General features: G+C 58.7%; 21 protein-coding genes and 2 pseudogenes. 2 read left to right on the top strand and 21 right to left on the bottom strand.

The genetic code is table 11. The features are described 5' to 3' along the window. Nucleotides 1-9 precede the first annotated feature (9 nt). From QEG70_RS15995 to QEG70_RS15940, 12 genes and pseudogenes are all read right to left on the bottom strand, one after another. A complete protein-coding gene (locus QEG70_RS15995) occupies nucleotides 10-513 on the bottom strand; it encodes a c-type cytochrome (protein ID WP_308721529.1) in 504 nt (167 codons plus the stop codon). Next, nucleotides 510-998, bottom strand: coding sequence for a DUF3341 domain-containing protein (locus tag QEG70_RS15990; RefSeq protein ID WP_308721528.1), 489 nt, complete (start codon nucleotides 996-998; stop codon nucleotides 510-512). The genes QEG70_RS15995 and QEG70_RS15990 overlap by 4 nt, the downstream gene beginning before the upstream one ends. Continuing rightward, nucleotides 995-2,365, bottom strand: a complete 1,371-nt coding sequence (gene nrfD, locus QEG70_RS15985; protein WP_308721527.1) for an NrfD/PsrC family molybdoenzyme membrane anchor subunit — start codon at nucleotides 2,363-2,365, stop codon at nucleotides 995-997. Before nrfD ends, QEG70_RS15990 begins: the two co-directional genes overlap by 4 nt. Next, complete coding sequence (locus QEG70_RS15980) at nucleotides 2,362-5,235, bottom strand: 4Fe-4S dicluster domain-containing protein (RefSeq protein WP_308721526.1); 2,874 nt, start codon at nucleotides 5,233-5,235, stop codon at nucleotides 2,362-2,364. The genes nrfD and QEG70_RS15980 overlap by 4 nt, the downstream gene beginning before the upstream one ends. After that, on the bottom strand, nucleotides 5,223-5,891 hold the full coding sequence (locus QEG70_RS15975) for a cytochrome c3 family protein (protein WP_308721525.1): 669 nt from the start codon (nucleotides 5,889-5,891) through the stop codon (nucleotides 5,223-5,225). The genes QEG70_RS15980 and QEG70_RS15975 overlap by 13 nt, the downstream gene beginning before the upstream one ends. A 472-nt stretch (nucleotides 5,892-6,363) precedes the next feature. Continuing rightward, nucleotides 6,364-7,132, bottom strand: a pseudogene (locus QEG70_RS15970) (IS5 family transposase). A 134-nt stretch (nucleotides 7,133-7,266) separates the two neighbouring features. Beyond that, a complete protein-coding gene (locus tag QEG70_RS15965; protein WP_308721524.1) occupies nucleotides 7,267-7,836 on the bottom strand; it encodes a gluconokinase in 570 nt (189 codons plus the stop codon). A gap of 373 nt (nucleotides 7,837-8,209) precedes the next feature. Next, nucleotides 8,210-9,703, bottom strand: coding sequence for a carbohydrate porin (locus QEG70_RS15960; protein ID WP_308721523.1), 1,494 nt, complete (start codon nucleotides 9,701-9,703; stop codon nucleotides 8,210-8,212). 174 nt (nucleotides 9,704-9,877) lie between these two features. Next, nucleotides 9,878-10,807 (bottom strand): 2-hydroxyacid dehydrogenase, encoded by a 930-nt coding sequence (locus QEG70_RS15955; RefSeq protein WP_308721522.1) that lies wholly within the window; start codon nucleotides 10,805-10,807, stop codon nucleotides 9,878-9,880. A gap of 107 nt (nucleotides 10,808-10,914) precedes the next feature. Continuing rightward, nucleotides 10,915-12,264 (bottom strand): MFS transporter, encoded by a 1,350-nt coding sequence (locus QEG70_RS15950; RefSeq protein ID WP_039794864.1) that lies wholly within the window; start codon nucleotides 12,262-12,264, stop codon nucleotides 10,915-10,917. A 41-nt stretch (nucleotides 12,265-12,305) separates the two neighbouring features. Beyond that, nucleotides 12,306-13,313: a Gfo/Idh/MocA family protein gene (locus QEG70_RS15945; RefSeq protein ID WP_308721521.1), complete on the bottom strand. Its 1,008-nt coding sequence runs from the start codon at nucleotides 13,311-13,313 to the stop codon at nucleotides 12,306-12,308. 221 nt (nucleotides 13,314-13,534) lie between these two features. Then, complete coding sequence (locus QEG70_RS15940) at nucleotides 13,535-14,464, bottom strand: AMP-binding protein (RefSeq protein WP_308721520.1); 930 nt, start codon at nucleotides 14,462-14,464, stop codon at nucleotides 13,535-13,537. Nucleotides 14,465-14,821: 357 nt separating this feature from the next. On the opposite strand from QEG70_RS15940, the gene QEG70_RS15935 reads away from it, so the two are divergent. Further along, nucleotides 14,822-16,267, top strand: a complete 1,446-nt coding sequence (locus tag QEG70_RS15935) for a short-chain fatty acyl-CoA regulator family protein (RefSeq protein WP_308721519.1) — start codon at nucleotides 14,822-14,824, stop codon at nucleotides 16,265-16,267. 194 nt (nucleotides 16,268-16,461) lie between these two features. Next, a complete protein-coding gene (locus tag QEG70_RS15930) occupies nucleotides 16,462-17,523 on the top strand; it encodes an L-idonate 5-dehydrogenase (protein WP_308721518.1) in 1,062 nt (353 codons plus the stop codon). 63 nt (nucleotides 17,524-17,586) lie between these two features. On the opposite strand, the gene QEG70_RS15925 is transcribed toward QEG70_RS15930, so the two are convergent. From QEG70_RS15925 to QEG70_RS15885, 9 genes and pseudogenes are all read right to left on the bottom strand, one after another. Then, complete coding sequence (locus tag QEG70_RS15925; protein WP_308721517.1) at nucleotides 17,587-18,393, bottom strand: SDR family oxidoreductase; 807 nt, start codon at nucleotides 18,391-18,393, stop codon at nucleotides 17,587-17,589. 201 nt (nucleotides 18,394-18,594) lie between these two features. After that, on the bottom strand, nucleotides 18,595-18,879 hold the full coding sequence (locus QEG70_RS15920; RefSeq protein ID WP_308721516.1) for a hypothetical protein: 285 nt from the start codon (nucleotides 18,877-18,879) through the stop codon (nucleotides 18,595-18,597). Then, nucleotides 18,876-20,327 (bottom strand): PepSY-associated TM helix domain-containing protein, encoded by a 1,452-nt coding sequence (locus QEG70_RS15915; RefSeq protein WP_308721515.1) that lies wholly within the window; start codon nucleotides 20,325-20,327, stop codon nucleotides 18,876-18,878. The genes QEG70_RS15920 and QEG70_RS15915 overlap by 4 nt, the downstream gene beginning before the upstream one ends. After that, on the bottom strand, nucleotides 20,324-20,626 hold the full coding sequence (locus QEG70_RS15910; RefSeq protein ID WP_308721514.1) for a hypothetical protein: 303 nt from the start codon (nucleotides 20,624-20,626) through the stop codon (nucleotides 20,324-20,326). The genes QEG70_RS15915 and QEG70_RS15910 overlap by 4 nt, the downstream gene beginning before the upstream one ends. Then, on the bottom strand, nucleotides 20,610-22,808 hold the full coding sequence (locus tag QEG70_RS15905; protein WP_308721513.1) for a TonB-dependent siderophore receptor: 2,199 nt from the start codon (nucleotides 22,806-22,808) through the stop codon (nucleotides 20,610-20,612). The genes QEG70_RS15910 and QEG70_RS15905 overlap by 17 nt, the downstream gene beginning before the upstream one ends. A 147-nt stretch (nucleotides 22,809-22,955) precedes the next feature. Beyond that, nucleotides 22,956-23,357 (bottom strand): annotated as a pseudogene (locus QEG70_RS15900) (FGGY family carbohydrate kinase); the annotation flags it as partial. 110 nt (nucleotides 23,358-23,467) lie between these two features. Next, a complete protein-coding gene (rpiA, locus tag QEG70_RS15895; RefSeq protein WP_308721512.1) occupies nucleotides 23,468-24,172 on the bottom strand; it encodes a ribose-5-phosphate isomerase RpiA in 705 nt (234 codons plus the stop codon). A gap of 26 nt (nucleotides 24,173-24,198) precedes the next feature. Then, complete coding sequence (gene pgl, locus QEG70_RS15890) at nucleotides 24,199-24,948, bottom strand: 6-phosphogluconolactonase (RefSeq protein ID WP_308721586.1); 750 nt, start codon at nucleotides 24,946-24,948, stop codon at nucleotides 24,199-24,201. After that, entirely contained in the window at nucleotides 24,941-25,750 is an 810-nt protein-coding gene (locus QEG70_RS15885; protein ID WP_308721511.1) for a Cof-type HAD-IIB family hydrolase, read from the bottom strand. Before QEG70_RS15885 ends, pgl begins: the two co-directional genes overlap by 8 nt. Nucleotides 25,751-25,792: the final 42 nt, after the last annotated feature.

Genomic DNA, 25,792 nt, shown 5'->3' with positions numbered 1-25,792 from the left:
GGACACGGTTCATGGCTGGATGGCCCGCTGGGCGGGGGTCATGTCTGCCAGCGTGGCCTGTTGACTCCGGCGCAGCGCGTACAGATAGGCCACTATGGCCCAGCGGTCATCGGGCATGATCCGTTGGGCAAAGCCATACATCACGCCCTGCCCCGATGTGATGATGGCATAAAGCTGCTCCGGCGTGGCGCTGCGTGTCGGGGCGGTGGCAAGGGGCAGCGGGGCGGGAAAGCCCCGTTGCACCACCATGCCGTCGCCCTGCCCCGTCCGGGCATGGCAGGGCGCGCAGAATGCCTGGTATTCACTGCGCCCGCGCTGCAGCAGGGCTGGCGTCAGGCCGGGCGCAGGATGGAAGGTATCATGATATTCCACGCTGCCCTGCGCCACGTCCGCCGGCGCGCTGCGGGGGCTGGCATAAGGGTTCTCCTTGTGCTGCTTCGACATATCATCGCACCCGGCGGCCAGAAGCAGCAGTGCGCCGGGCAGGACATGCAGCGGCCACGCACACCTCATGGCTCGATTTCCTCAATCCTCAGCGCGCCGTGACGGGCAAGCGTATCCAGCACCGCCGCGTTATCGGTCCCTTGCACCACAGCCACATGGCCGCCTGTCATAACACCCTGCATGCTCTCGGCCTCATCCACAGGGTCGTAAAGACGTGGCAGGCGCACGGTCATGAAGTAACCGATAATGCCCGCCAGGATGGCCCCCATGACCGCCAGTTCAAAACTGGCCGGAATGTAGGAAGGCCATGAAAGATCAGGCCTGCCGCCAATATTCTGCGGATAGGCCAGTGTCGTGGCGTAGACCTGCATGCCAAAGCCACCCATGGCGCCCACCATGCCCCCACCCAGCATGAGCAATGGCACGATGGAGGATGTGACCATTCCCGGTGGCGGGGCCGCGCCGTAGGTTTCTACCCTGCAGGCCCGGTCACGCCGTAGTTCGGCCACGGCTTCATGCAGTGCGCTTTCGGTAGCAAAGGCCGCGACGATCATGGCCGGTTACCAAGCATGCTGCGCATCTCGGCTATGGCAAGCATGGGCATGAAACGCAGGAGCAGGAGGAAGGTGGTCAGGAACAGCCCGATACTGCCGCACAGCAGGCTCCATTCCCACACTGTGGGCGTGTACTGCCCCCAGGCGGATGGGAGCTGTGTGCGTGCCAGACTGGTCACGATGATCTGGAAGCGTTCCAGCCACATGCCGATGAGCACACCCAGGCAGATCAGCCATACCACCGGCTGTTTCAGCCGGATCGCCCGCCACCATAACAGTTGCGGGAACACGATATTGAGCATGATGGTGCCCCAGTAGATGGGCGCATACAGACCATGCAGCCGGAAGGCGAACATGACCCTGTCCGCCGGGTCGGGGCCGTAATAGGTTGAAAATACATCCATGACATAGGCATAGGCCACGCACAGGCTGCTGGTGAGCAGCAGGCACCCCAGTATGTTGATGTGCCGCGGCGTGATGTAGGGCTGCAGCCCCATGGCCGGGCGGAGCGGTATGACCGCCAGCAGCACGATGGCAAAACCCGACAGGGCAGCCCCGAATACAAAGAACGGCGGGAACTGGGTTGAATGCCAGCCGGGCGTTGCACCCCCTGCAAAGTCCATGCCGACAATACTGTGAACCGAAACCACCAGCGGTGCCATAAGGGCTGCCATGACCCCATATACGGGCTGGTAATGCCGCCACTGCCGCCCCGAGCCACGAAACCCCAGCGCCAGCACGCCATAGAATACCTGCTGCCAGCGCCGTTGCGCCCGGTCGCGCAGGATAGCCAGATCGGGCAGCACCCCGAAATACCAGAACACGATCGAACACAGCACATAGGCCAGGATTGCAAAAAAATCCCACACCAGCGGACTGCGGAACTGCGCCCACAGCCCCATGGTATTGGGATAGGGAAACAGCCAGTAGAAAAACCGTGGCCGCCCCAGATGCAGGATGGGAAATATGGCCGCACATAGGGCGGCACACAGGGTCAGGCTTTCGGCCAGCCGGTTGAGCGAGGTACGCCACGGCGCGCGCAGCACGAAGAACAGGGCCGAAATAAACGTCCCGCCCGAGGCAATGGCGATCCACCAGACGTAATTGAGGATGTCAAACCCCCACGCCACGGGCCAGTCGATGCCCCATATGCCCAGGCCCGCATAAAACAGCCAGGCAACGGAGATGACCCCCATGCCCAGCAGCGACAGGGCAAAGCCAAGGCCCAGCCACCACCATAGCGGTGTCCAGCCGTCCTCTCCCTCATGCAGGGTGGTGGCGCAGATATGTTCCGTCAGGGAGTGTGGTGTCTCGGTGGGAAAGATGAGAGGGCCATCTTCCACCTTGGCACCTGTTTCCGCCGTCATGACGGGATGGCCGGATTGCGGTTGAGGATGCGCCCCTCATAGGTCACGCGCGGATGCGTGCCCTGTTCGGGCAGGGCGGCATAGGTGAGCGGACTGGCCTTGCGGCGCGTCACTTCAGCGTTGGGGTCATTTATATCTCCGAAGCTTATGGCCCGCGTAGGACATGCAGCCTGACAGGCGGTGACCACGTGCTCGCCTGTTCCATCGCGATCGGCGGCAATGCGGGCCTGGGCAATGCGCTGCACGCAGAACGTGCATTTTTCCATAACGCCCCGCGCCCTGACCGATACATCAGGGTTGCGACTGATGGCGGGCCTGCTTTCGGTTGCGGCAAAGGCGAAGTAATTGAACCGCCTGACCTTGTAGGGACAGTTGTTGGAGCAGAATTTCGTGCCGATACACCGATTATAGACCATGACATTCAGGCCTTCAGAATCATGCGTCGTGGCCCCGACCGGACAGACGGTCTCGCACGGGGCCTGTTCGCAATGCATGCAGAGCATTGGCTGGAAGAACGTGTCAGGCGCGTGCTCCGTTCCTTCGTAGAAACGGTCAATCCGCAACCAGTGCATCTCGCGCTGGCGCAACACCTCGTCACGCCCGACCACGGGTATGTTATTCTCCACCTGGCAGGCGGTCACGCATGCGTTGCAGCCAATACAGGCATTGAGGTCAATGCTCATGCCCCATGCCACCGGGGCATCGGGTTCGCGGCGATACAGCGTGTCCTGTGGCGTGGGAGCTTCGACAAGGAAGTCCGGGCGATCATGGAACTGCGCCAGCGTGCCGCGCCGCGCCACATCAGATGGGGTGGCATCAATAAGTGTTGCGTGATGCTCCGTGCTGGGAACAGATATGCTGTCCCCACGTGCCGCCTCGATCCGCACGAAGCCCTCTGCTTCACGGAACGGGTAAAGATCGCAGCCTACGTTGCTGCCGGTCTCGCCTGCATGGCGGCGGCCCCAGCCCAGCAACCCGACCACGCAGCCCGTTGCCTGCCCCGGCTGTATCCATACAGGCAACTGCGTGCGGGTCGTGCCGCAGGTCAGGATAACCCTGTCGCCATTGCGCAGGTTCATGGCCTGCGCCATATCCGGCGGGATCAGCAGCGGGTTGTCCCACACCACCTTGCTTAGCGGACGGGGGAGTTCCTGCAGCCACGGATTGTTGGCCCCGCGCCCATCCCACAGATACGGGTCGGGCCGCAGCAGCAGCACAGGCCCGGGCGGTGTACGGGGAGACGGAGCCGGAGACGCCACCCGCATCGCCACCTGTCGCAGCGGCACATCCACCAACCGTGACGCCGTTCCCGTAATGACACCGGTCGCCAGCGCATCGTGCCAGTCACGCGGGGATGGCAGTTGGTCACGCCATGTTTCGCGCAGCAGGTCCATGGCCGGGCGCAATGACTGGCCCAGACAGGCATGGAGCGCGCTGAGGGCGTTCATTCCGCCATAAAGCGGCATGGCCTGCGGCTGGATAAGGGCAACGGTACCATCATGCCCGCGTGCGTCCCCCCATTCCTCCATCGCATGCGCAAGGGGCACATGCCACTGTGCGGCCAGTGCCGTCTCGTGCGGGCGGTCTGACAGGGCAATGCTGGTGGAGACGTGCTTCAGTGCCGCGGCAAAGCGGGGCGACTGGCTGGCCGGGTTTACGTCCAGTATCAGCACTGCCTGAACCGCACCGCGTTCCATGTCATCCATCAATGCCTTCAGGGTGCTGGTGGGAACGGCTGGCTGGTACAGGGGAGATTCAGCAATACTGAACACCTTCCCCCGCCCACCGAGTGCTTCATTCATGGCCAGTACGGCGGCCTGTGCCTCGGGCGGGTAATCGGGGCCAAGATGCACGAAGGCCCGGCCATGGTGGGCACGCAGGTCGGCTGCCACGGGCGCAAGCCAGTCAGGCCCGCCCGATGGCGCTTCATTCTGCAAAAGCCGCGCCGACAGCCGTCCGATCACCTCATTCATCATGCCGGGCGTCGCAATGAAGCGATGGTCCGCCGCAACGCCTGTAAGTGACGGCGTGGGTTCCACCGCATAAAGCCGGTTCATGGTGCTGTTGACCGGATTGCGGCGTGCGGCAAAGGCGCGGGCATGGCTCAGATGCCCTGGCGCGCTGTCCAGTAGGTCACTATCCAGCGCGAGCAGCACATCCGCCTGCCCCGGATCGGCAATAACCGAGACAGGTATGCCATAGGCCAGACCAAGGCCCCGTGTTACGTTCTCACGCCCGATTGCATCCCATCCATGCCATACTGCACCGGGGAAAGCGGCCAGGACCTGCTCGATCGCCCGGCCCAGCGTAGGAGACGTGATCGTACCGGTCAGGATACGCAGTCCCTCGCCTGCATGGGTACCATCGGCGCGCGGGGTCATGGCGGTTGCGCGCATCTTCTGCATGGCGGCGGCCAGATCCGGCCATGAAGTCGGCATGCCCTTATGGAGCGGGCCTGTGGCGCGATCAGGATCATAAAAATCGTAAACAAGCGCCTGGGCCATCACATCTGTCGCGCCCAGACTGCTGGGATGCTCAGGATTGCCCTCTATCTTGATCGGACGGCCCATCTGGTGCGCGACCAGAATGCCCTCCGCATAACCATCGCGCACATGGGCGGTGGCGTAGATGTTGGGAAGGCCGGGTACCACACCTTCCGCCGCGCGCACGGCCGAGACGAAACCCCGGTCAGGCGTACCGGGATCACAGCCTGCCACCCCTCCACTGGCCAGTGCAAGCCCCAGCAGTTTGAGCATACGCCGCCGGTCCAGCGTATGGGACAGCACGGTTTCAAGCTGGGGAAAATGCCGGACGAGCGCCCTGTCCGACAGTTCGATGGCGGTGCGTGGCGCTTCCCCTACCGGTGGCATATCGAGCATTCCGTAAGGTTTCGCCTGCCAAGATGATATAATGCCATCAGGGCGGCCGGACCCGGTGTATCGGGGCCGCGATGCCAGTCCGTGTCGAATATGTTTTCCGCCGGACGCAGGTTGGGGCCGGGATCGCGATGGCAGTTCACACAGAACTGCATCGTCAGTGTTTTGGCCTTGTAGGTCAGTGGCATGGCAGCAATATTGCCGTGACAGCTTTCGCAGCCTACCCCTTTGACGACATGGATGCTGTGGTTGAAATAGACATAGTCCGGCACATTGGTCACGCGTTGCCAGGTCATGGGAGTGTTCCTTAGCAAACTGTCGCGAACGGCCGCGAGTACTGCGGCATTCGTCCAGATCTGTGAATGGCATGTCATGCAGGTGAAGGTCGGCGGCAGGCTGGCCTGCGCGCTGCGCTCCACACTGCTGTGGCAGAAGCGACAATCAAGCCCCAGGCCAGCCACATGGTGCTGGTGGCTGAAGGGAACCGGCTGTTCGACAGTCCAGCCCACATGCCGCTCGTAATCCGAATACGGCCATGCAAACCACAACAGGCAGCCACTGGTGACCACACAGGCGATGGTGCCCAGGCATATTGTCATGATGATATTGGCGCGGGGGGTGAACGGCACTCCCATCAGTTTGCGTTCCATCTGTGAGGGCGGCCTTCGGAACCTGTCTTTATCTGGCCACTGGCAGGCGCGCGGTGCGCTTGGGGTATCCCCCCGGGCAGAACGTCACTGACAAAAAAAACGATCCCATCACAAGGCAGTGAATACTGCGCATGTGCTGCAATGGATAAAACACCCCCCTGAACATACAGTATTCATGAAAATGACACCCTGGCATGGGGCAGGATCATAAGTTATCGCGCTATGGAACTTGCGGGCAGCGCCCCCCGTGCACAGCCATGATTCCGATACAGGAGCATGTCGTGAGCAGTAATGACAGGTTTCGGGGCGAACCACCGCCCCTGACTGACAGAAGCCTTACCCCCCATTCGCCCCCCTACTGAGCGGCAACATGGGCTGGTGACAACGCTTATGGTGATTATTTTTCTAGCACTACAGTTACAGTTTGTTTTGTTCGTTAATTATTCATGGCTCCTATACTTTCTAGGGCCTGTTAGGTCTTGATGTAGTCTGCTGTAGCAGCGAGGAGGATGACGGAGAGGAAGGATGTGGCGGTTTTCTCGTATCGGGTCGCGACAGCCCGCCATTCCTTGAGCCTTGCCCACAGGTTTTCGATTAGGTGCTGGTGTCTGTAAGCCCATTTGGGCCAAGTGACTTCTGGATCATTCTTCCTTGGTGGGATGACGGGACGAGATTCCCGGTTCCAAAGATCTTCACGAAATTTATGTGAGGCATACCCACGATCGCAGACGACATAGATCGGTGGGTGTGGCAGATCATCGAACAGGGCATAGGCACACGGCAGTTCGTGCGCCTGTCCGGGAGAAAGCGTGAAGGAAAGAGTCCTGCCATGGCCATCTGCGGCTACGCAGACCTTGGTGCCAAAGCCCCCACGTGAGCGGCCAAGCGCCTCACGATCCCTGTGGCGTCCATTGTATCCCCCTTTTTGGCGGCTCCAGCCGCCTTATGATGTGCACGGATCGTCGTGCCATCGAGAAAGACCATACCAAGGGCCTGGTCCCTGTCTTTGACCTTTTCAAAGAGGCGCTGCCATACTCCGAGCTTCGACCAGCGAATGAACAACTGTGCAGCAATCCACCAGGGACCAAACTCAGATGGCAGGGCACGCCACTTCGCGCCATTCTGATGGCGCCAGAAAATCGCGGATATCGTCCGTCGAAGGTTTTTCGATGCTTCGGACGGACTTCCTCGATCAAAGACTCCCACGCAGACCATGCGGTATCGGAAAAGACAGACTGCATCATACTCATCATAAATAGCCATGCAATCCGTTCTGTCATTCAAGGCCTAACGGGCCTTAGAAGCAGCATGTGGGCGCCGTAATAATCGCTTATCTGGCTTTCCGTCAGAAGCATGGAAACGGCGCGCCTTATTTTCAAAGAGAAAGCTGGGCCAGATGTGCACAGGCCAGTTCAGCAAGTTGCGCCTGCGGGGCGTTGACATCCAGCACCATGACCACTTCTTCATGCATGTCGGGTTCCTCCAGCGTGGCGAACTGGCTGTCGAGCATGGCAACCGGCATGAAATGGCCGGTTCGCTGGGCAAGGCGGGGCATGATGTCCTCCCTGCTGCCTTTAAGGTAGACAAAGCAGACATCCGCGCTATCGCCGCCAATCTGCCTGCGGTAACTGCGCTTGAGCGACGAGCACGTCACGATGCCACACTGGCCTGCATCGCGCCATGACTGTATCCGGCCAGCAATCAGATCAAGCCATGGTGCGCGATCCATATCGGTCAACGGAATGCCATTGCTCATGCGGGTAATATTGGCAGGAGGATGCAGGTCGTCACCTTCGATAAGGGACCAGCCCATTCGTTCGGCTATCAGTTGGGCAAGTGTACTCTTGCCACAACCTGATACCCCCATAACAATCAGCACGCACGGTCGTCCTGCCTCACCAAACCTATGCGAGAATGAAACCATATCCTGCCCCATGTCATACATTGTCTATCTTACCGAATATTATCATGAGAAAATGATCGACCCAGGCCTGTCTCGACCGGCAAAAAAGCGACAGATAACCGTTACTGACCCGATCAGCATTCAAGACATCAACATCCTGACAGAAACAGGATAAATAAATCCAGTAAAATGGATGGCATAATTTTATTCCTGCTTGATACATTCGATCACGTTAACAATCGTGGAATTTTATATTCCTTGCCCTAAAACCAGCCAGAATAAAATTACAAAAAAAGGATGTTGCTCACTTTAAAAATCAGCAAGTTCCAACAGCCAGCTCTTTTCAGATCACGGGTGTCCAGGTTTTTGCAACATCGCGGAATTCCATACAGAACAGATACGATCCGCAGTCTGGTTATAAAATCTGTATCTGCGACTTGAACCCAATGAACTCCACGTTCTTCAGGTTTTTCTGTGCATTGGGATGGAAATAGATCTGGAAATCTGGCGCAAACACCACGCCGCGCATGACATGAATCTGGTAGTTTGTCTCAAATACCGTTACGTGTCCCTGGACACCCGTGGCATGGTTTGGCGCCGTTTTAGCGGGGATCATGCTGAGGTCCAGCATATCCGTATCTGACACACCAGGCGCAATTTTTACATAGGTCATGACGACACCAAACGAATCATAGGGGCGACTTCTGATAAAACCACGGTCCACAAATGCCACATATGTTTCGTAATTACGCAATGAGGTGCGCGGATCATTGTAGATTATCCCGGTCATTGCCGTCAGCCCGCCTTCGGCATTGGAATAGGAATGGTGGAGGAGCTTCTGGTCAATTTCAAACCATGTGCTCCATGTCTGCTGATGAGTGCGGGCCGCTCTGCCAGAAAGGGCATAAGGCTGACCCTGAGCATCATAGTAATTGTCAGGGTTGGGAGCGGAGATCACCTGGCCGCCAATCTTGTAATGTCCCGGCAGTTTATGCTGATGGCCCAGCAGGGGCTCCCAGCCCAGCTCAATCGGCGCAAGCTGCCCTACAATATTGGATGAATTAAAATGAAACCCGGTCCTGTGCTGGCTGTTGGCGTAAATTCCACGTTCGGCAAAATAGACACCAGCCTGTATATAAATGTAACGTGATGGACGACCACGCACACGAAAACCCCACTCTCCGGCCGGATAGGATGTAATATACTGATTATCAATCGCTGCCTTGGGGCGCCCGCAAAAACCGTTATTCTGAAAATTGCAGAAAAGCGAACTGGCGCTGAATTCACTCATTTCAGTCAACCTCCCCCCGGCAATACTGACGCGGCCACCGAGCAGGTTTTCTTCTCCATAAGCCGTAACCAGATGTACGACAACATTGCCCCCTCCCCCGTATATTTCCGATGAGTGTGCAAGCCAGTCTCCCATCATGCGGTTGGCGGTCGTGCCATAGCGACTGGTAAAAAGCGTATGGGTGGCAAAGCCTTTCAGGCCAATAACCTTTTCCCAGTTGATGTGAAGAGCGGTATTCATCTGCCCTGCGTTACTTGACCCCTGCTTGTAATCCGGGTGACCGGGCGTTGGACTTGAAATGGCGGCCGTAAATTCATTTGTGTTATCCATAGTCAAGGCAATGCCACGCGTGCGTAGCCATGATGTCATGCCGAATGGGTCCATAAACAGGGCTTCCGGCCGGGAAAATGGCGGAACCACAGGCCCGTTTGACGGATGGGCCATGAGTGGTGTCGCGACACGGAGCCTGGCGTCACTGTTGGAGTTATCCTGAAAAGTCTGCGCTGTTGCTTGACTGCATAGAAACATACCCGCGATGATAATGACGACCCGGGCTTTTGTTCTATAAATATGTTTTCGACAATACAATGCCATAATAACCGTCAATACCGCACGCATCCATCATGTTCCCGCCGCACTTATTGTTTATAAATAAAGTATTTATTTCATGAATATTTAGTAACGACATTTCAGAAAAATAGACACCTAAAGCCGCCCTGCCCGCAGGGATGTCTTCAATATGTGTAAGATACGCCTGACTGCGGACGTATCCCACACAAGCAGTACTCCAGTTCAGATCACGGCAGTCAGCAATGACTGATCCGCAAAATGGGCAGCAAGATTTTTTATGACCAGTTCTCCCATGCTCAGCCGCGTTTCCACGGTTGCGCTGGCACGATGAGGCTGCAGTACCGCACGGGCAGAATGGCGGAGCAGCGCAGGTACGTCGGGTTCATGCTCGAACACGTCCAACGCCGCTCCACCGAGTTTTTCCGCATCAAGCACCTGTATCAGCGCCTGTTCATCCACGACCGAACCGCGGGCGACATTGACCAGAAAACCATCGGCCCCCAGCGCTTCCATAATCTCCCGGTTGACCAGATGCCGCGATCCCGCACCACCCGATGCCGCGATGACCAGAATGTCGCTACCCCGCGCCAATGTCAGCAGATCAGGCACAAAAGCATAACCCTCCAGTTCAAAATCTCGCAGGTCGGTATAGGATACAGGCATGGCAAAACCCTGGGCGCGATGCGCAATCGCGCGCCCCACCCGGCCCATGCCTATGATCCCGAGCTTCCTGCCGGTTACCTTGCGCCCGAGCGGCAGAGCGGGTTTATGCCCCCAGGCCCCGTCACGAACATACCGATCCCCTGAGGGCAGCCCGCGCAGAAGCGACAGGACAAGCCCCATGGCCATATCCGCCACATCATCGGTCAGGACACCCGGCGTGGTGGTGACATGGATATTGCGCTGCCTGGCTTTTTTCAGGTCCACAGCGTCCGTGCCGATCCCGTTTATGGCAATGATCTCGAGGGCAGGCAGGCTATCCATGACGGCTTCAGGCACGCCGGTCGCGCCTCCTGTCGCAATACCGCGTATCCTGCCCGCACTCTCTTTCAATTGTGCAACCGAGGTAAAACGATGCACGGTATAGGCAGCATCAAGCTGCTTCTCGATTTCGGGCATCATGGGTTCAATCAGCAGGATTTCAGGTTTCATGATTTCAGGTTTCCAGTTCAAGCAAAATGGGCACTTACACTGCCAATAGCGGGAAATCGGGCCATAATTTCGGTATCATGCCCGACAAAAAATGAAACAAAAAACAACTATAGAATGTCGTTCTGTGCAACGAGGTCACGGTTGCGGCATTCCGGAATGAAATAAGTTGTGCCAATGGTGATGCCGGCCAGGAAAACGACATAACCTGCAATTGGCAGCCACGACATCTGGCCGGGATGCGCCGCGGATGGCGAAAAGCTTGCCACCCACCTGATGATGCATGATCCGATAAGGGGCGTTATGCCACCTGCAATCACGGCCGAGACTTCACGCGCCAGCGATACGGCCATGTACCGGTGCCGGGCGCCAAACATTTCCGGCAGCATGGCGGCCTGCGTGCCGAACATGCCCCAGGTGGTTACCCCAAGGGCGATGGACAGCGCGATAATGGCAGGTAGCGGACGGCCGGTGCTGAAAGCATACCATACCGGCAACGCCGTGATGGCCTGCAGGATGGCAAAGGTGCGATATACCCTGATCCGCCCGAAACGGTCACTCAGCCGCCCGGCAATCGGCACGGTAAAGCCGCCGATTACCGCAGCCGTTATCAGGGATGTCGTGCCCAGCAGTCCGCCCAGGCCCATGGTGTTGACAAGATAGCTGATCGCCAGAACCTGATAGATGGAGGAACCGCCATTTTCGGCCATTCTCATGCCAATCCCGGCCAAAATCGTGCGCCAGGAGCCCTGGATGAGGGAGAAAAGCGATTCACGTTCTTCCGCCACCTTGCGCTGGATTACTTCGAAAGTAGGGGATTCCCGGAGCTTGAGGCGCATATAAAGCGCAACCACAAGAATTACGGCACTGACCAGAAACGGCAGCCGCCATATCCATGAATGCGTGATGTCCGTCACCCCGAACAGAAGGCTGCAATAGACCACGGCTGCGATGATTGTACCGATCTGGATGCCGAGGAATGGCAGCGAGGCATAGAACCCGCGCTGGCCCACAGGGGCATATTCCGTCATCATCACGGCGGCGCCGGCCTGTTCCGCCCCTGCCCCAAGCCCCTGGAGCATCCGGGCCGTAATGAGCAGGATGGGAGCCCATATCCCTATTGTCTGGTAGGTCGGGATCAGGCCGATACCCGTGCTGGCCAGACCCATAAGGGTTATGGTCATCAGCAGGACCTTCTTGCGGCCGATATGGTCGCCTAGCCGACCGAACACGATCCCGCCAATCGGGCGTACGGCAAAGCCTACAAAATAGGTTGCGAAACTGGCGATAAGACTTGTGACCGGCGTGGCCGAAGGAAAAAAGAGCGGCCCGAAAACCAGTGCCGATGCCAGGCTGTAGAGTGCGAAGTCATAATATTCAAGCGCGCTTCCCAACGAGCATGTCCATGCCGCGCGACGCAGTTCGCTTACCGTCAGGGCAAGGCGAACCGGGGGAGACATTATCCGGCCATCTGCGCCGATGCCCCCGAATGCTGCTTGTGTCATGGGATTTCCACTTCGACCTGACGGCCCGTAAGGGCCGATTCACGAATGGCCAGCGCTATGGCCAGTGCAGCAAGGCCATCTTCGCCGGTCGCGGCGGGTTGCCCCGTGCCACGCACCGCATTGCTGAATGCGGCAAGGGCGTAGTGATAGAGATTGTGATGGTGAACCGGTATTTCCTTTTCACCATCAGCATTGCGCATGAACAGCCGCCCCGCGGCCCGCTGGCTCATGCAGTCCCGACCGATCAGGACACCATTGCTGCCATAGAACTCTACCCCACCTTCAGAGAAGGGAACGGTATAGGAACCATGGATCTGGACCAGGACATCGCCTGGAAAGCGCATGATCACCATGATGCCGTCCTCCACGCCATCATGGGCAAGGCGACCGCCCTGGGTCATGGCCATGACATGTGTCGGGTTGCTACCGATCAGGAAACGCAGCGTGTCGATGTCATGAATCGTGCTATCGAGTATCAGCCCGCCCCCGTTGGGGTCGTTGATACGCCACCCCTGCAGGGCCTGAGGCAGGAAATTGGCATGAAAGACCCGCACGGCATTGAGCCGGCCGATCTCCCCCGCTTGCAGAAGCTGCCACAGTTTCTGGTGCATGGCATTGCAGCGCAAGTGATGATTGACCGCCAGGACCACGCCCGCATCATGGCAGGCAGCGATCATTTTCCGGGCATCATCAATGCCAAGGGCAACCGGTTTTTCGCACAGGATGTTTTTTCCGGCACTGGCTGCCGCGCATGTCTGGCTACAATGGAACTGGTTGGCGGTGCTGATATAGACGGCATCCACGTTCCCGTCTGTCAGGATCGCGTCGATATCCGTCGTGTAGGCAGGGATGCCGTTTTCCGTGGCAAACCGGGCGCCGCGCTCTTCGCTCGAACTCAGCACGTTCAGGATCTGGCTGTCTGGCTGCGCACGAATGGCATCGACAATCCATTGCCGGGCAACATTGCTTGCGCCAATCAGGCCCCAACCGATAGGATTGTTCATTGGATGATCAGGGACAATTGCAGGCCCTCTCCATAATGGGCACGCTTCCCCCACAGGGGGCGTGTCTTGTGGCATCAGGTATGGGAAACGACCAAATGTTGAATTTTTATTTATTGTTTATTTCAACGCACCAGTAACCGGTGACGCTTGACTGAAAACGCTGCCCTACCGAACCAGTTTTGTCAGGTTGAAAACAAAATCGTGAACGGAGCCCGTCCAGGTCAGCCATTTTGGGGCTGAAGGCCATCGCCGGGGGCCGCAATGGTGCTCCCTTTTGCCAGAACGCTGACCACAAGCGCAGTCTGGCCCGCATTCCACGCCATGTTAAGGAGACTGTAAGGAATTTCTTCGTTGCCCTGTGGGGCCAGCATTTCCATGGCGTAGCTGGTCAGGCGGCTGTACTGCCCGACCGTATAGGACACACCCCGCTCCCGACCTGACCGGTGCGATGGATAGAGAAGAAACAGCGGCTCATCCGCAAACATGACCGCAGGCGGAAAATCAGGCTCGTACCAGTCCACCACGGCATCATAACAATGGTCGCGGCCCGGCTTCATCGGCACATCCGCCGCGGCGGGGGCCACGACCAGGACCATCTGCACCCGGCAGCGGGCACCGGCAATGGCCAGGGCGCTGTCCAGTCTGGCCTTTGACGATACGGAACCCTCGATGCCGCCTGTTCCAATATCTGTCAGAACGACAACAGCGCCACATTGCACCAGCCGTTCGGCAAGAGTAGGAACATCCGACACGCCAGCCAGCACGACATGCACCGCACCGATACGGATACAGGCCAGTACAGCAACGATACTTTCCATCACCAACGGCATATGGATCGCAACCCTGTCACCGCGCTGCACGCCCTGGTCCAGCAGGGCATTTGCAAGACGGCAGACATGCTCATGCAGCGCCTGACAAGAAACCCGTTCATCAGGCCGCGCGCCTGATCCCGGCCAGATTATCGCGGCCCTGTCCGCATGATCGCCGAGATGACGGTCAATGCACAAAGCGGAGATATTCAGCATGGGCGAGGCATATTGCCGCAGCGGGTCGACAGGCAGCGAGACTGCATGAGCGGCCGGTTGAATAGGGTGCTGCCGCGCATGGATGGCAGGCAGAACGAACACGTTGTCATAAGTCCTGCTGATCATGGACCTGTTCCCCATTGCTCAACTGCTCCGGCACGGGTCACGCGCGATGCAGTCATAAATTAAAAGAGAGGCGACGTGTGCTTTACGCGAAAAAACGCGATGACGGATGTATGCCGACCTGGCGGATACGCGCGCCGTGCCACAACCGGGAACCGAAGCGGATGGCCGTCACCCGCACGGTCCGGTTCCACAAAAAGTTATTGTCGGTATGGGGCTGTGTTCCGTCATGGCATTTCATAGGGTGTGCTCTTGTTTGCTTTTGTTACCACGGACTGTGACAAATCCCGGTTGCGGGCGGAAGATGTTTTGCCGTTTAAAGGGGCGAACGCCGCGCCGCGAATTGCAAAGGTTGCGAAGATGAGAAAAGCCGCCACCAAAACCTTCACCGGGTCACGCATCCGCCATCAACGCAACCGTGTGAGCATGACACAGAGCGCGCTGGCGCTGCGGCTGGGCATATCAGCCAGTTACCTTAACCAGATCGAACATGACATACGCCCCCTTCCCCTGCCTTTGCTTGGTGCCCTGTGCGACATCTTTTCGGTAGGGGCGGATTATTTCAGTGATACTGAAGAAACACGGGGCATACAGGCACTACGTGAAATACTGACCGACCCCGTATTCGATACGGACGGCATCAGGCTCGACAGTATCCAGGCCGCCATGCGCGCGGCACCTGATCTATGCGCCCAGTTTGTGCGGCTCTATCGTGCCTATCTGCTACGGCAGGAACACACGGCGGCCCCACTGGTCGGCGCGGCCGCGCCATCGCCCGCCAGACAGGATGATGCCCCCGATCGGGTGGAACCTTATGAGGCCGTCAATGACTGGGTGCAGCTCCAGCGCAACTATTTTGATGAAGTCGACCGCACGGCGGAACGCCAGTTCGAGATGATACGGCTCGATGAAGGAAGCCCCCGCGAACAGCTTACCCGCTATCTTCTGGACCATCATGGCATACGCACGGAAACCGATCTCAGCCTCGGCCAGCGGGGCCTGATGTGGCGGATGGACCGGCGGGCACGCACCATCTTCCTTTCGCGCATCCTCCCGGCGGAGAGCAGTACGTTCTGGATGGCGCAGGCGCTTGGGCAGATCGAGCATCAGGCCGTGTTTGCACGCACCATCCGCCGCTCCCGCCTGCGCGAAAGTGAGGCACGGGGACTGGCGCGTGTTTATCTGACCAATTATTTTGCCGGGGCATTGCTCCTTCCTTATGAGCGTTTTCGGATAACCGCACGTGAGGTCCGCCATGACCTGGAACGGCTACAGCGCCATTTCGGGGTCAGTTTCGAGCAGGCGTGCCATCGGCTCAGTACCATGCAACGCCCGGGAAGCGAGGGCATACCCTTTTACTTTCTCAAGACGGATATCGCCGGCAATATCCTCAAAAGTTTCAGTGCGAACCGCTTTACCCAGTCCCGCTTCGGCGGTCCGTGCCCCTTATGGAACATTTTCCGTGCATTCAGCACGCCCCAGCAGGTGCAGGTCCAGCTATCACAGACCACCGACGGCGCGCTTTATCTCAACATAGCCCGCACGGTCGGGCGCAGCAGCATATCCTACCTTGACCGTCCACGCCTGACTGCCGTGGTTCTGGGCTGCTCCATTGCCGATGCCGAGCACCTTGTCTATTCCGCAGGGCTGGACCTGAATGACCCGCGGATGATCATTCCCATCGGGCCGGGATGCCGTGCGTGCACCCGCGAGAACTGTCATCACCGCGCGCTGCCCATGGTTGGCCACCGGGTTGATGTCAACAATGAGGGACGCGGCATCGCGCCCTATCGCACGGCATTATAAAACCTGCCCCAGATCAGCCACGGATACGAAGGCGGCGCACATCATTCTTTTTATGGCGGAAACCAGACTGTCTGCTGTCTCGTTAGAGCGGGCAGAACCCTTACCATTTGCCATGCCCTGTCAAGGCCGTCATGCCGGCTCAACCTGTCCCGACAAAGCGACAGCCCTGTTTACAGGCGGGGAGCATTCTGAACGTGTATACTGAAGCAAGTCATAACAACGTCGGTTCCTGCCTGACTGAGGCACTGGTGATCCATGCGCCGCATGACCTGCGGCTGGACCCAGCTCCCCTGCTACCACCCGGTCCTGATAAAGTGCAGGTGAATATGGCCTGGGGCGGCATATGCGGCTCGGATCTGCATTATTTTGCGCATGGGGGCGTTGGCGCATCCATTCTGCATGCCCCCATGGTTCTGGGGCATGAAGTCTCGGGCACGATTGGCGCGCTGGGCCGCGATGTGACAGGCTTTTCCGTAGGCGAGGCCGTCGCCATTCACCCGGCCCAGCCGTGTGGTCACTGCCCCGAATGCGCGCGGAAACAGCGCAACCTGTGTCGTAACATGCAGTTCCTGGGAAGTGCTGCACGTGATCCCCATACCGATGGCGGCTTCCGGCGGGCGATGACTGTCAAGGCGACACAGCTCCATACCCTTCCCCCCGGCCTGACTCTCCGCCAGGCCTGCCTTGCCGAACCATTATCCGTCGCCCTGCATGCCATTGCGCGCGCAGGCGATGTGCGCGACCGCAGCGTGATGGTACAGGGGGCCGGACCAATTGGGCTGTTAATCGTGGCGGGGCTGGTCCATCACGGGGCAGGACGGATTGTGGTAACCGACCTGGAGGATTTTTCACTCCAGTGCGCAACCCGGCTGGGTGCCAGCAGGTGCTACAACACCCGCCATGCCGCAGTGGAAGAAGAATTCGATATCCTGGTCGAAGCCACGGGCGTGCCAGCCGCCCTGCCTGCGGCCATAGCCCGCACACGGCGGGGCGGCATACTGGTACAGGTTGGCATGTTTCCACCAGGTGACATCCCCGTGCCGATTGCCCGGATCATCAACCGTGAACTCGATTTCAGGGGTACTTTCCGTTTTGACACGGAATTTGATGCAGCACTGGCCTTGCTGGCTGAACGGCCTGAAATTGCCGATATTCTGGTCACCCGGCAATTTCCCCTGGGCGATTTTGCCGCAGCCTTTGCCCTTGCGCCAGACCGCAGGCAGGCCGCCAAGATCCTGCTCTCCCTGAGCACCTGACAGAACGCTACCCATTTCCACTGGAACATACTGGCGGAAATGGGTAAAGAATTTAGCTTCCATTTACACGGAAGCGGTTATGCCCCCGTCAACCATGAGCACATGCCCGTTGACGAAGCTTGAGGCATCGGAAGACAGGAAAACAGCCGCCCCGACAAGTTCCTCCACATTGCCCCACCGGCCAGCAGGCGTGCGCTGGCACAGCCACTGGGTGAAGGCTTGGTCGGCTACCAGCTTTTCATTCATTTCCGTTTTGAAATAACCCGGTGCAAGCCCGTTGACCTGCAGGCCGTGACGCGCCCAGTCCGTTGCCATGCCCTTGGTCAGGTTTTTGACCGCCCCCTTGGTTGCGGTATAGGGCGCGATGCCCGGGCGTGCCAGTTCGCTCTGCACCGAACAGATATTGACGATTTTCCCCCGGCCACGCGGCAGCATATGCTTTGCTACGGCCTGCCCGACAAAGAAAACCGCGTTAAGGTTCGTAGCGATCAGGGCATCCCAGTCCGCCCGGCTGAACTGGTCCAGCGGCGCACGGCGCTGGATGCCCGCGTTGTTGATCAGGATATCAATCGGTCCGCATTCGGCCTCTATCTTTTCAACCCCCGCAATGACGGCATCCTGATCCGTCACGTCAAAGGGGGCAATCGCGGCCTCCACCCCTTCGCGTTCCAGCATGGCGCGGGCGGCCTCCAGTGGTTCGGGATGGCGGCCATTCAGCACAATTTTTGCCCCATAGCGGCCAAGGCCACGGGCCAGGGTCATGCCAATGCCACGGGAGGCTCCGGTAACAAGTGCGCGTCTTCCGGCAAGTGAAAAAAGGGTATCGTCCTGCATGACAATGTCCGTCCGTGTTATCAGGGCGCTGATCATAGCAAGAGAACACGCCAATGCCCTCACACGTCTGCGCGTGTGACTGGGTCATCATGCCGCAGATCCGTTCCCTCGCTGTCTGTCATGACGGCTGGCGTTCTTACCCCTGCTGCGGGCCAGGACCGGCCGAAGATCATGCACTATGCGGTTGCGCCCCTGAAGTTCATCAGATTAATGATGTCTGGTCCTGAATTAAATATTTCAGCCATTTTCCCGTATGTTTTTTATTACCGCACAGGTTAGTGCTGTCATGACAATTTCAATACTGATCACTCCAATCCAGTTGATCGCCGCAATAACCAGCGTTTCCATTACCTGCATCTGCAGAAAAAAGCTCATGCCAAGCAGCACGATCCCTGCCGCCCGGACGCATCGACATGCCAGCGGCGTGACGGTTTTGCGTAAAAGGATGCCACTGCCCCGCACAGAGACCATGGCCAGTAACAGCATGGCACATTGCCCGCACACAATAGCCGCGACCATCATGCCCGGCGCGCCGTGCGCAAAGTGGCATACCCAAACGCCCCGGCCAGGCCGAGCGCGATGCTGCCCGCCCCGAGTGTCGCGGCACTCCCCCACGGCATGCTGAGCAGTGCTATGGCCAGACAGGCCAGCATATTGCCACCCAGCAGTTCCGGCCACGCACGGCCTGGCCGCCGGAAAAGGGCAAAGACAAGCGCAAGCGCCCACATCACGAAAACGGATCGCACCTCATATCCCGACCGGCCCGCGAGTGCGGGAGGAAGAAGCCGGTTGGCCAGAAAATAGGTGGCAAAGGCCAGCGGCGTTCCGGCCAGAATGCCCGTATTCAGGCGGTTGACGATCAGATGGCCAATATGAGGCCGCTGGCGCAGGCGCTTGATGGCCCACAGATGCATCCCGCTACCGATAACCACGGCCAAAGCCAGACCGGACACGAAATAGAGCCCGCGCGTGAGTGCCGGTGCAAAGCGCGCGACATGCAGGCCATAGAGAAATGTATAAAGCCTGATGACGGGGCGCGTTTCAGTATGCGCGTTCAGCAGTTGTCCCGTTACCCCATCGAATGTCATGATCCGGGCGGATGTGCTGACCGTCTGGCTGTTGCCGGAAATGAAGGTAACAAGAGAGGCACGATCAGACGGGTTGAAGACATAGATCTGTGCAATGCCTGCGCCCCTGAAATGCCTGTCCGCCATCTGGATCAGGGGAAGGATGGGCACAAGATGCCCCGGCTGGCCGCTGGCGGGGCGGGCGTACAGGGCCGGGTTCAGTTCCGTGTAGGATGCCCGCTCATCATGATGATAGACGGCCTGCGTGCTCCACGGCAGCAGCAGGGAGGCGAGCGTTACCGCCCCCGTCAACGAAATCATGAGATGGAAAGGGAGCGCTGCAACACCAAGCAGGTTATGGGCGTCAAGCCAGCTTCTCTGCCCCTTGTTCGGCCGGAACGTGAAAAAATCCGCAAAAATGCGCCGGTGGATGATGATGCCCGTTACAAGGGCCACGACAAGTGCCAGGGCCGCGATGGCCGCGATCAGCCTGCCCCAGGGATAGGGAAGCTGGAGTTCGAAGTGAAAACGGTAAAAGAACTCGCCTCCAAGCGTATCACGCAGGCCGTCCGGGCTGCCGCTTTGCGGATCAAGAACCCGTTGACTGTATGCCCCCTGCGCGTTGGGCCATATGCCGGTTGCAAAGGGTGCCTGAGGCGTGGGGCAGGCCACGTACCATGCCGCCGCCGTGCCTGCATGCTGGCCCAGCCAGTCAATCGCCCGGCTGCAGGCCTGAATGGGGTCAACCCGCTGGCTGGCCAGTTCAGGGTGCATCCAGAGGGTGATTTCCTGGCGATAGACACTCAGCGAACCCGACAGCGCAATGGCAAACAGCACCCAGCCGGTGATAAGCCCCAGCGTGGTATGCAGCCATGCCATGGAGGCGCGGAATGACCCCTTCATGGCCGCCACCCGGCCACAAACACCATAAGGGCGAAGACCCCCATACAGGCGCCAGCACCCAGTACAAGCCGCCGGAGACTGGAGACACCAAAGGCCGCAATGAACACGACAGGCCACAGCAGCAGGCCGCAAAGTGTTCCGGCCATGGCCCCATCCGCCCGCGACAGGGGAAGCCACAGGCCCAGCGCCATGCCACCAAGCGATGCAAGACCATACCCTCCCGGCCCGGCCACCAGCATACGTAAGGCAATATTCAGTCGGGCCTGAACAGCAGGCGAGAGGTTACCAGCTAAAGCCAATGCTCGCCTGTGCATTCCGCCGTTCGCCATAATAGCACCATTCCTGATTATAGGATGCGTAGCTCAGGCAGTTGGAGACATACTTCTTGTCAAACAGGTTGCGTACGCTCGCAGCAAGCGTCCATCCGCGCAGGTTGGGCGAAAGGTGCGAAAGATCATAGCGTAGCGACGCATCGAACACGGCGTATTGCGGCACCCAGACGCTGCCATAACTGGCCTCGCCACCATAGGATTTGGCGGAGTAGCGCAGGCCGCCACCAAAGCCCAGGCCTTTTACCGGCCCCGACGGCATGGTGTAGAATGCAAACAGCGACGCATTGCCCTTGCCAGACTGGATCAGGGGCTTGCCTGTCGAATCATCATGCACTTTCTGCACGCTCACCGCTGCCGTAATCATCAGGTTCTTGTAGGGCTCGGCATGCGCTTCAAATTCAAAGCCATCCGAATGGACCCTCCCACTCTGCGTGCTGTAGCCCAGATTGCCCACGGCAACGAGCACATTGGTCTGTTCGATGTGGTAGCCCGCAGCCGTAAACAGCAGCGACGTGCCCGGAATCTGGTATTTCAGGCCACCTTCAAGCTGCTTGCCCAGCGATGGATCGGCCTGGCGCTGCGTTTTGCCGCCATCATTGGAGGCAATGCCCGACTGCGGCTGGAAGGAGGTCGAATAGCTGATATAGGGCGAAAGACCGAAGTTGAAATGATACAGGGCCGACGCGCGCCAGGTGATCTGTCGGGGACTTTCATGCGTGGATGTCTGGCTGACATATTCATTCTGTTGTGACCTGTACCAGTCATTGCGCAGGCTGCCAGTTACGACCAGCCCTTTCCAGCGCATTTCATCCTGCGCGTACATACCGATCTGGTGCGAATTGGTCCGGTAATTCACATAAGGGCTGCCCATGGAGGGAATGGCCATGTGATAATCCGGATGCAGGACATCGAGGTCGGGCGCCGAGCCGTAAAATCCCTGCTCCGCCGCGCTCTGCTGCATGTAGTCAAAGCCAAACATCATCGTATGCCGCAGGGTGCCGGTGCGAACATGGCCCTTGAACTGACTGTCAAAAGTCAGGTTGTGCGTGTGCTCGTTCGTACCGAACGCGGAGCGGCTGAGCATGTCATCGCTAGTATAATACCCGTTGTTATACACGCTGCGATAGATGGTCTTGATGTCATCATACCGACCGCGGCTGGTGAAGCTCCAGTCATTGTTGAAACGGTGATTGAAGATATAGGTAATCCCGCCCTGCCGGCGGTTGAACTTCTCGAACGGCACGTCGCCATCATAAAAATTCCGTGGCAGGTAACCATAAGATGCGGGCTTGAGTGAGCCCACCAGCGGCTCGCCGCCATAAGTGCCGTTTTCGGGGTCATACTGGTAATTGCCCAGAAGCGTCAGCGTGGTTGGCCCATCGCCGCCAAACGTAAAGGACGGGCTGATGGAAAAGCGTCGGCTGCCTGTCTTGCTCAACTGGGTATGCTGGCCGTTAACCGTGCCATACAGCCGATAGCGGACCATGCCGTCCTTCGTTGCATAGCCGCCAACATCGGCATCCACGCGGTAAAGGTCGAACATGCCGCCGGTTGTGGTCACGCCACCATAGAATTTCTGGTCAGTCGGCAGCTTGCTGGACAGGGCGACAAGGCCACCCGGGCTGGACTGACCATACAGCGCGGATGATGGCCCCTTGAGGATCTCGACGCGTTCCAGCCGGAACGTATCGGTCTGTGCCGTGGCATAGCCTGTCGGGCTATCCTGCAGTTTCAGGCCATCAAGAAAGGTCGGAACCTGAAAGCCACGCAGGAAGAACTGGTCATAACGCGTGCCCTCCCCGCCGCGCAGGTCAGGGGTAATGCCTGCCGTATAGCGCACGGCCTGATTAAGGCTGAGCACGCCGCGCACATCCATTTCATTGCGGCTGACAACCGTGACCGACTGGGCGGTTTCGATCAGTGGGGTATCGGATTTTGTGGCCGAAGACGCAGATGTGGCTGGCCGGCGGGCATGGACTTCAAGCTTTTCCGCCTGCACGGCGTTCGCTTCAGGTTGGGCATTCGCCTTTTTTGCGTGCGACGTGCCGACAGGCTGGTGGGCTGATTGATCGACCAGATTCGCCGCAAGGGCATTTCCCGTCACCAGAAGTGAAAGTGGAAAGACATAAAAAACCCTGCTGCGCTGCATGCCCGACCCCGTTTCTGGCGTTTTTCATCATGTGGATGGGGACCATTAACGTAAATGAGAATCACTTGCAATACATGTCAAAATATATCTGCAAATGATTGCCGGGCGGCCTTGCTTTTGGATTTATAACGCTCTTGTGCCTGTCATCTAAGCGATCAGGCCTGTGATGAGGAGACAGAACAATAGCGGGATAGCCGGTTCAGGATTTTGAGAATATATTATTTTTATGTGCGTGAGGAAAAAACCGGGTATGGCCGCAGGCATGAGGTCCATTGCCGCAAGAACTGCGTCCGACCATTTCCGCTGCCCCATATCCAGCCATAACGTGCCGGATGCAGCGGGCATGTCTTCGCTTATCTCTCTGCAGGGCTGGTAATGTATCCATGCCTTGGGCAACTGCACGGGATGGGTTGCATGGAAAATGTCCGGCTCATGTCGCGCCGCTCCTGTCAGCCTGGCCGCGGCACAGCCGGGCATCACAATGGTGCTGCATACCTGTTGGCTACAGGGAAACCTGCGTTCGAATTCCACGCATGCCAATGCGGCTGGTTCATCATTCCATCATATGCTGGGCCGGAAAGAAATGTGGGCAGCACCTGCTGCCCAGATCAATCCCGGCAAACATGATCGTTTTCCGCCACCACGCGTAAAAGCCGTAGTTATCCGGCCATCAGGTGCTTCAGGCCATCCCGGCCTGCCACAATGACCTCGGATGTGCGGCCAATGAACAGGCCGCTTTCGATCACGCCCACAATGCCGCGGATTTTCCGTGCCAGCGCTACGGAATCCTCAATTTCCCCGAAATTGCAGTCCAGGATCAGATTGCCGCCATCGGTGTTGAAGGGCGTACCCTGCGGGTCCAGCCGCAGGGTGGGGCGTGCGCCCAGATCCTGTAGCCGGGAAGCCGTCAGTTCCCAGCCGAATGTCGTGACTTCCACTGGCACGGGCATGTGGTGACCCAACCGTGGCACCAGCTTGCTTTCATCCACCACCACCACGAAGCGGCGTGAGGCGGCGGCCACGATCTTTTCACGAAACAGCGCTCCGCCCCGTCCTTTTATCAGGTTGAGCGTGCCCATCTCCACTTCATCCGCCCCATCAATATCAAGATCAATCTGCGGATGGGTGGCGAATGTCACCAGATTTATTCCGTGCGAACGCGCCTGCTCGGCCGAATGCTCGGATGTGGGAATGGCGGCAAAACGCAGCCCTTCCGCCCAGCGGCGACCGAGTTCATCAATCATGTAGGCTGATGTGGTGCCCGAGCCGAGGCCGACCACCATCCCTTCCCTGACCATGGATGCGGCTTCGATCGCGGCAAGGCGTTTCTGTTTCTCACGCGGGTCGCATGTCTGGGCTGTCATGTCCGGGCTCCTGCTATCCACTGCGCTCATTGCCCCGCCGCCGCCTTGTCCATAAGCCAGATGAGTTCACCCTCGCTGGTAATATGGCTGGCAGGCTCTGCCGGGTCGCCCGCGCGCACCTTTGCAAAGGCTTCGCGCTTGCCCGCACCCGCCAGCATGAACACCACATGGCGGCTGGAATGGATGGCGGGATAGGTGAGCGTGAGGCGCGTATGCGGCGCATCATCAGGCACGCAGGTCGAGACCCAGAGCTTTTTCTCCTCCAGCACGGGCTGGCGCGGAAAGAGGGAGGCGGTATGCCCGTTATCGCCCAGGCCCAGCATCACCACATCGAATAGCGGGCGGCCGGGTTCCAGCGTTTTGCCGCCATAAACCGCCTCGAGTTCCGCCTGATACTTCGCCGCCGCCTGCGCCGGGTCGCCCGAGGTGGGCATGGGGTGAACGTTGGCGGCCGGCACCTTTACATGCGCCAGCATCTCGGTCTCGACCATGTTGTAATTGCTGGCCGCATCGCTCTCGGGCACGAAACGCTCATCGCCAAAGAAGAACTGCGTATTCGCCCACGGAAAGCGGTCGCGGTATTCGGCAGAGGCCAGGATCTGGTACAGCCGCCTGGGCGTGGACCCGCCCGACAGCGCGATTACGAACGGGCCGTCCTTCCTGGCCAGCGCCTGTCCGGTCAGCCACTTCGCCATGTACTGTGCAATGGCCTCGGCATCGGGCAGCACCACCATCGCGCCCGTTTTTACATCATGTCCACCGGTCATCTCACGCATCCCCCAGCACGAATTTCTCGATTCCATTGGCGAATCCTTCCTCCTCGCATGAGGTGGAAACATAGGTCGCCTGCTTCTGCACCTCGGGGCTGGCCTGCCCCATGGCGATCGACATGCCGCTCTTGCGGAACATCAGCACATCGTTGGGCTGGTCGCCCAAAGTCACCATCTGGCTGGCGGGAATGCCCAGCAGGCGCTCGAGCGTCATCACCACGCCGCCCTTGTTGGCGTCTTTATTGGTCACGTCCACGTAATATGGCTGCGACAGGGCGGCAGATGCCGTATCACCCAGCGCCTGCTGCAGGTCGTGCTCGAGGCGCTTCATCAGCTCAAGGTCGTCGCTCACCCCGGTGATCTTGACCACCTGGTCCAGCTTCGTCTCGACATCACCCACCACGGGCGGGAACTTGACCGTCCACTGCTCGCGCGCCACGTGCGGGGCATCAAGTTTCGAGACGATCCAGTCATTGCCGTTATACACCCACGGATCGGCCTTGTGGTCGCGGATGATGCCGATCACCTTGCGCGCGGTGTCAGTTGGCAGGGTGCGGGCCTCGATCACGGTAAAATCGGGCCTGACCATCATACCGCCATTGAAGCCTGCAATCGGCTCGGAAATTTTCAGCGGGTCGATCACCATCTTCATGCCCTTGGGCGGGCGGCCGCTGGTAATGGTGAAAAGGATGCCCCGCTCGCGCAGGCGCTCGACCGCGCGGATGGCGCGTGGGGTCAGGATCTTGTCCTTCGTGACCAGTGTGCCATCCACATCGGCCAGTACAAGGCGTATTTCGGGATCAGACACGGAAGTGTCCTCCTGTCAGTATCATGTCAGTCAGGCTGCGGC

It is taken from the genome of Komagataeibacter xylinus, from assembly GCF_031081985.1.
GTDB classification, from domain to species: domain Bacteria; phylum Pseudomonadota; class Alphaproteobacteria; order Acetobacterales; family Acetobacteraceae; genus Komagataeibacter; species Komagataeibacter xylinus_E.
The sequence above is the reverse complement of the archived record's forward strand: the minus strand, read 5'-3'. Positions and strand labels throughout refer to the sequence as shown.

What these genes read in the sequence shown, in the direction of transcription:
- pgl (WP_308721586.1), bottom strand. Translation starts at nt 24,948, where the DNA reads ATGCGTGAGATGACCGGTGGACATGATGTAAAAACGGGCGCGATGGTG.
- QEG70_RS15955 (WP_308721522.1), bottom strand. Translation starts at nt 10,807, where the DNA reads ATGAAACCTGAAATCCTGCTGATTGAACCCATGATGCCCGAAATCGAG.
- QEG70_RS15935 (WP_308721519.1), top strand. Translation starts at nt 14,822, where the DNA reads ATGAGAAAAGCCGCCACCAAAACCTTCACCGGGTCACGCATCCGCCAT.
- QEG70_RS15905 (WP_308721513.1), bottom strand. Translation starts at nt 22,808, where the DNA reads ATGCAGCGCAGCAGGGTTTTTTATGTCTTTCCACTTTCACTTCTGGTG.
- QEG70_RS15925 (WP_308721517.1), bottom strand. Translation starts at nt 18,393, where the DNA reads ATGATCAGCGCCCTGATAACACGGACGGACATTGTCATGCAGGACGAT.
- QEG70_RS15990 (WP_308721528.1), bottom strand. Translation starts at nt 998, where the DNA reads ATGATCGTCGCGGCCTTTGCTACCGAAAGCGCACTGCATGAAGCCGTG.
- QEG70_RS15915 (WP_308721515.1), bottom strand. Translation starts at nt 20,327, where the DNA reads ATGAAGGGGTCATTCCGCGCCTCCATGGCATGGCTGCATACCACGCTG.
- QEG70_RS15980 (WP_308721526.1), bottom strand. Translation starts at nt 5,235, where the DNA reads ATGCCACCGGTAGGGGAAGCGCCACGCACCGCCATCGAACTGTCGGAC.
- nrfD (WP_308721527.1), bottom strand. Translation starts at nt 2,365, where the DNA reads ATGACGGCGGAAACAGGTGCCAAGGTGGAAGATGGCCCTCTCATCTTT.
- QEG70_RS15940 (WP_308721520.1), bottom strand. Translation starts at nt 14,464, where the DNA reads ATGATCAGCAGGACTTATGACAACGTGTTCGTTCTGCCTGCCATCCAT.
- QEG70_RS15995 (WP_308721529.1), bottom strand. Translation starts at nt 513, where the DNA reads ATGAGGTGTGCGTGGCCGCTGCATGTCCTGCCCGGCGCACTGCTGCTT.
- QEG70_RS15965 (WP_308721524.1), bottom strand. Translation starts at nt 7,836, where the DNA reads ATGTATGACATGGGGCAGGATATGGTTTCATTCTCGCATAGGTTTGGT.
- rpiA (WP_308721512.1), bottom strand. Translation starts at nt 24,172, where the DNA reads ATGACAGCCCAGACATGCGACCCGCGTGAGAAACAGAAACGCCTTGCC.
- QEG70_RS15960 (WP_308721523.1), bottom strand. Translation starts at nt 9,703, where the DNA reads ATGCGTGCGGTATTGACGGTTATTATGGCATTGTATTGTCGAAAACAT.
- QEG70_RS15945 (WP_308721521.1), bottom strand. Translation starts at nt 13,313, where the DNA reads ATGAACAATCCTATCGGTTGGGGCCTGATTGGCGCAAGCAATGTTGCC.
- QEG70_RS15950 (WP_039794864.1), bottom strand. Translation starts at nt 12,264, where the DNA reads ATGTCTCCCCCGGTTCGCCTTGCCCTGACGGTAAGCGAACTGCGTCGC.
- QEG70_RS15975 (WP_308721525.1), bottom strand. Translation starts at nt 5,891, where the DNA reads ATGGAACGCAAACTGATGGGAGTGCCGTTCACCCCCCGCGCCAATATC.
- QEG70_RS15920 (WP_308721516.1), bottom strand. Translation starts at nt 18,879, where the DNA reads ATGATGGTCGCGGCTATTGTGTGCGGGCAATGTGCCATGCTGTTACTG.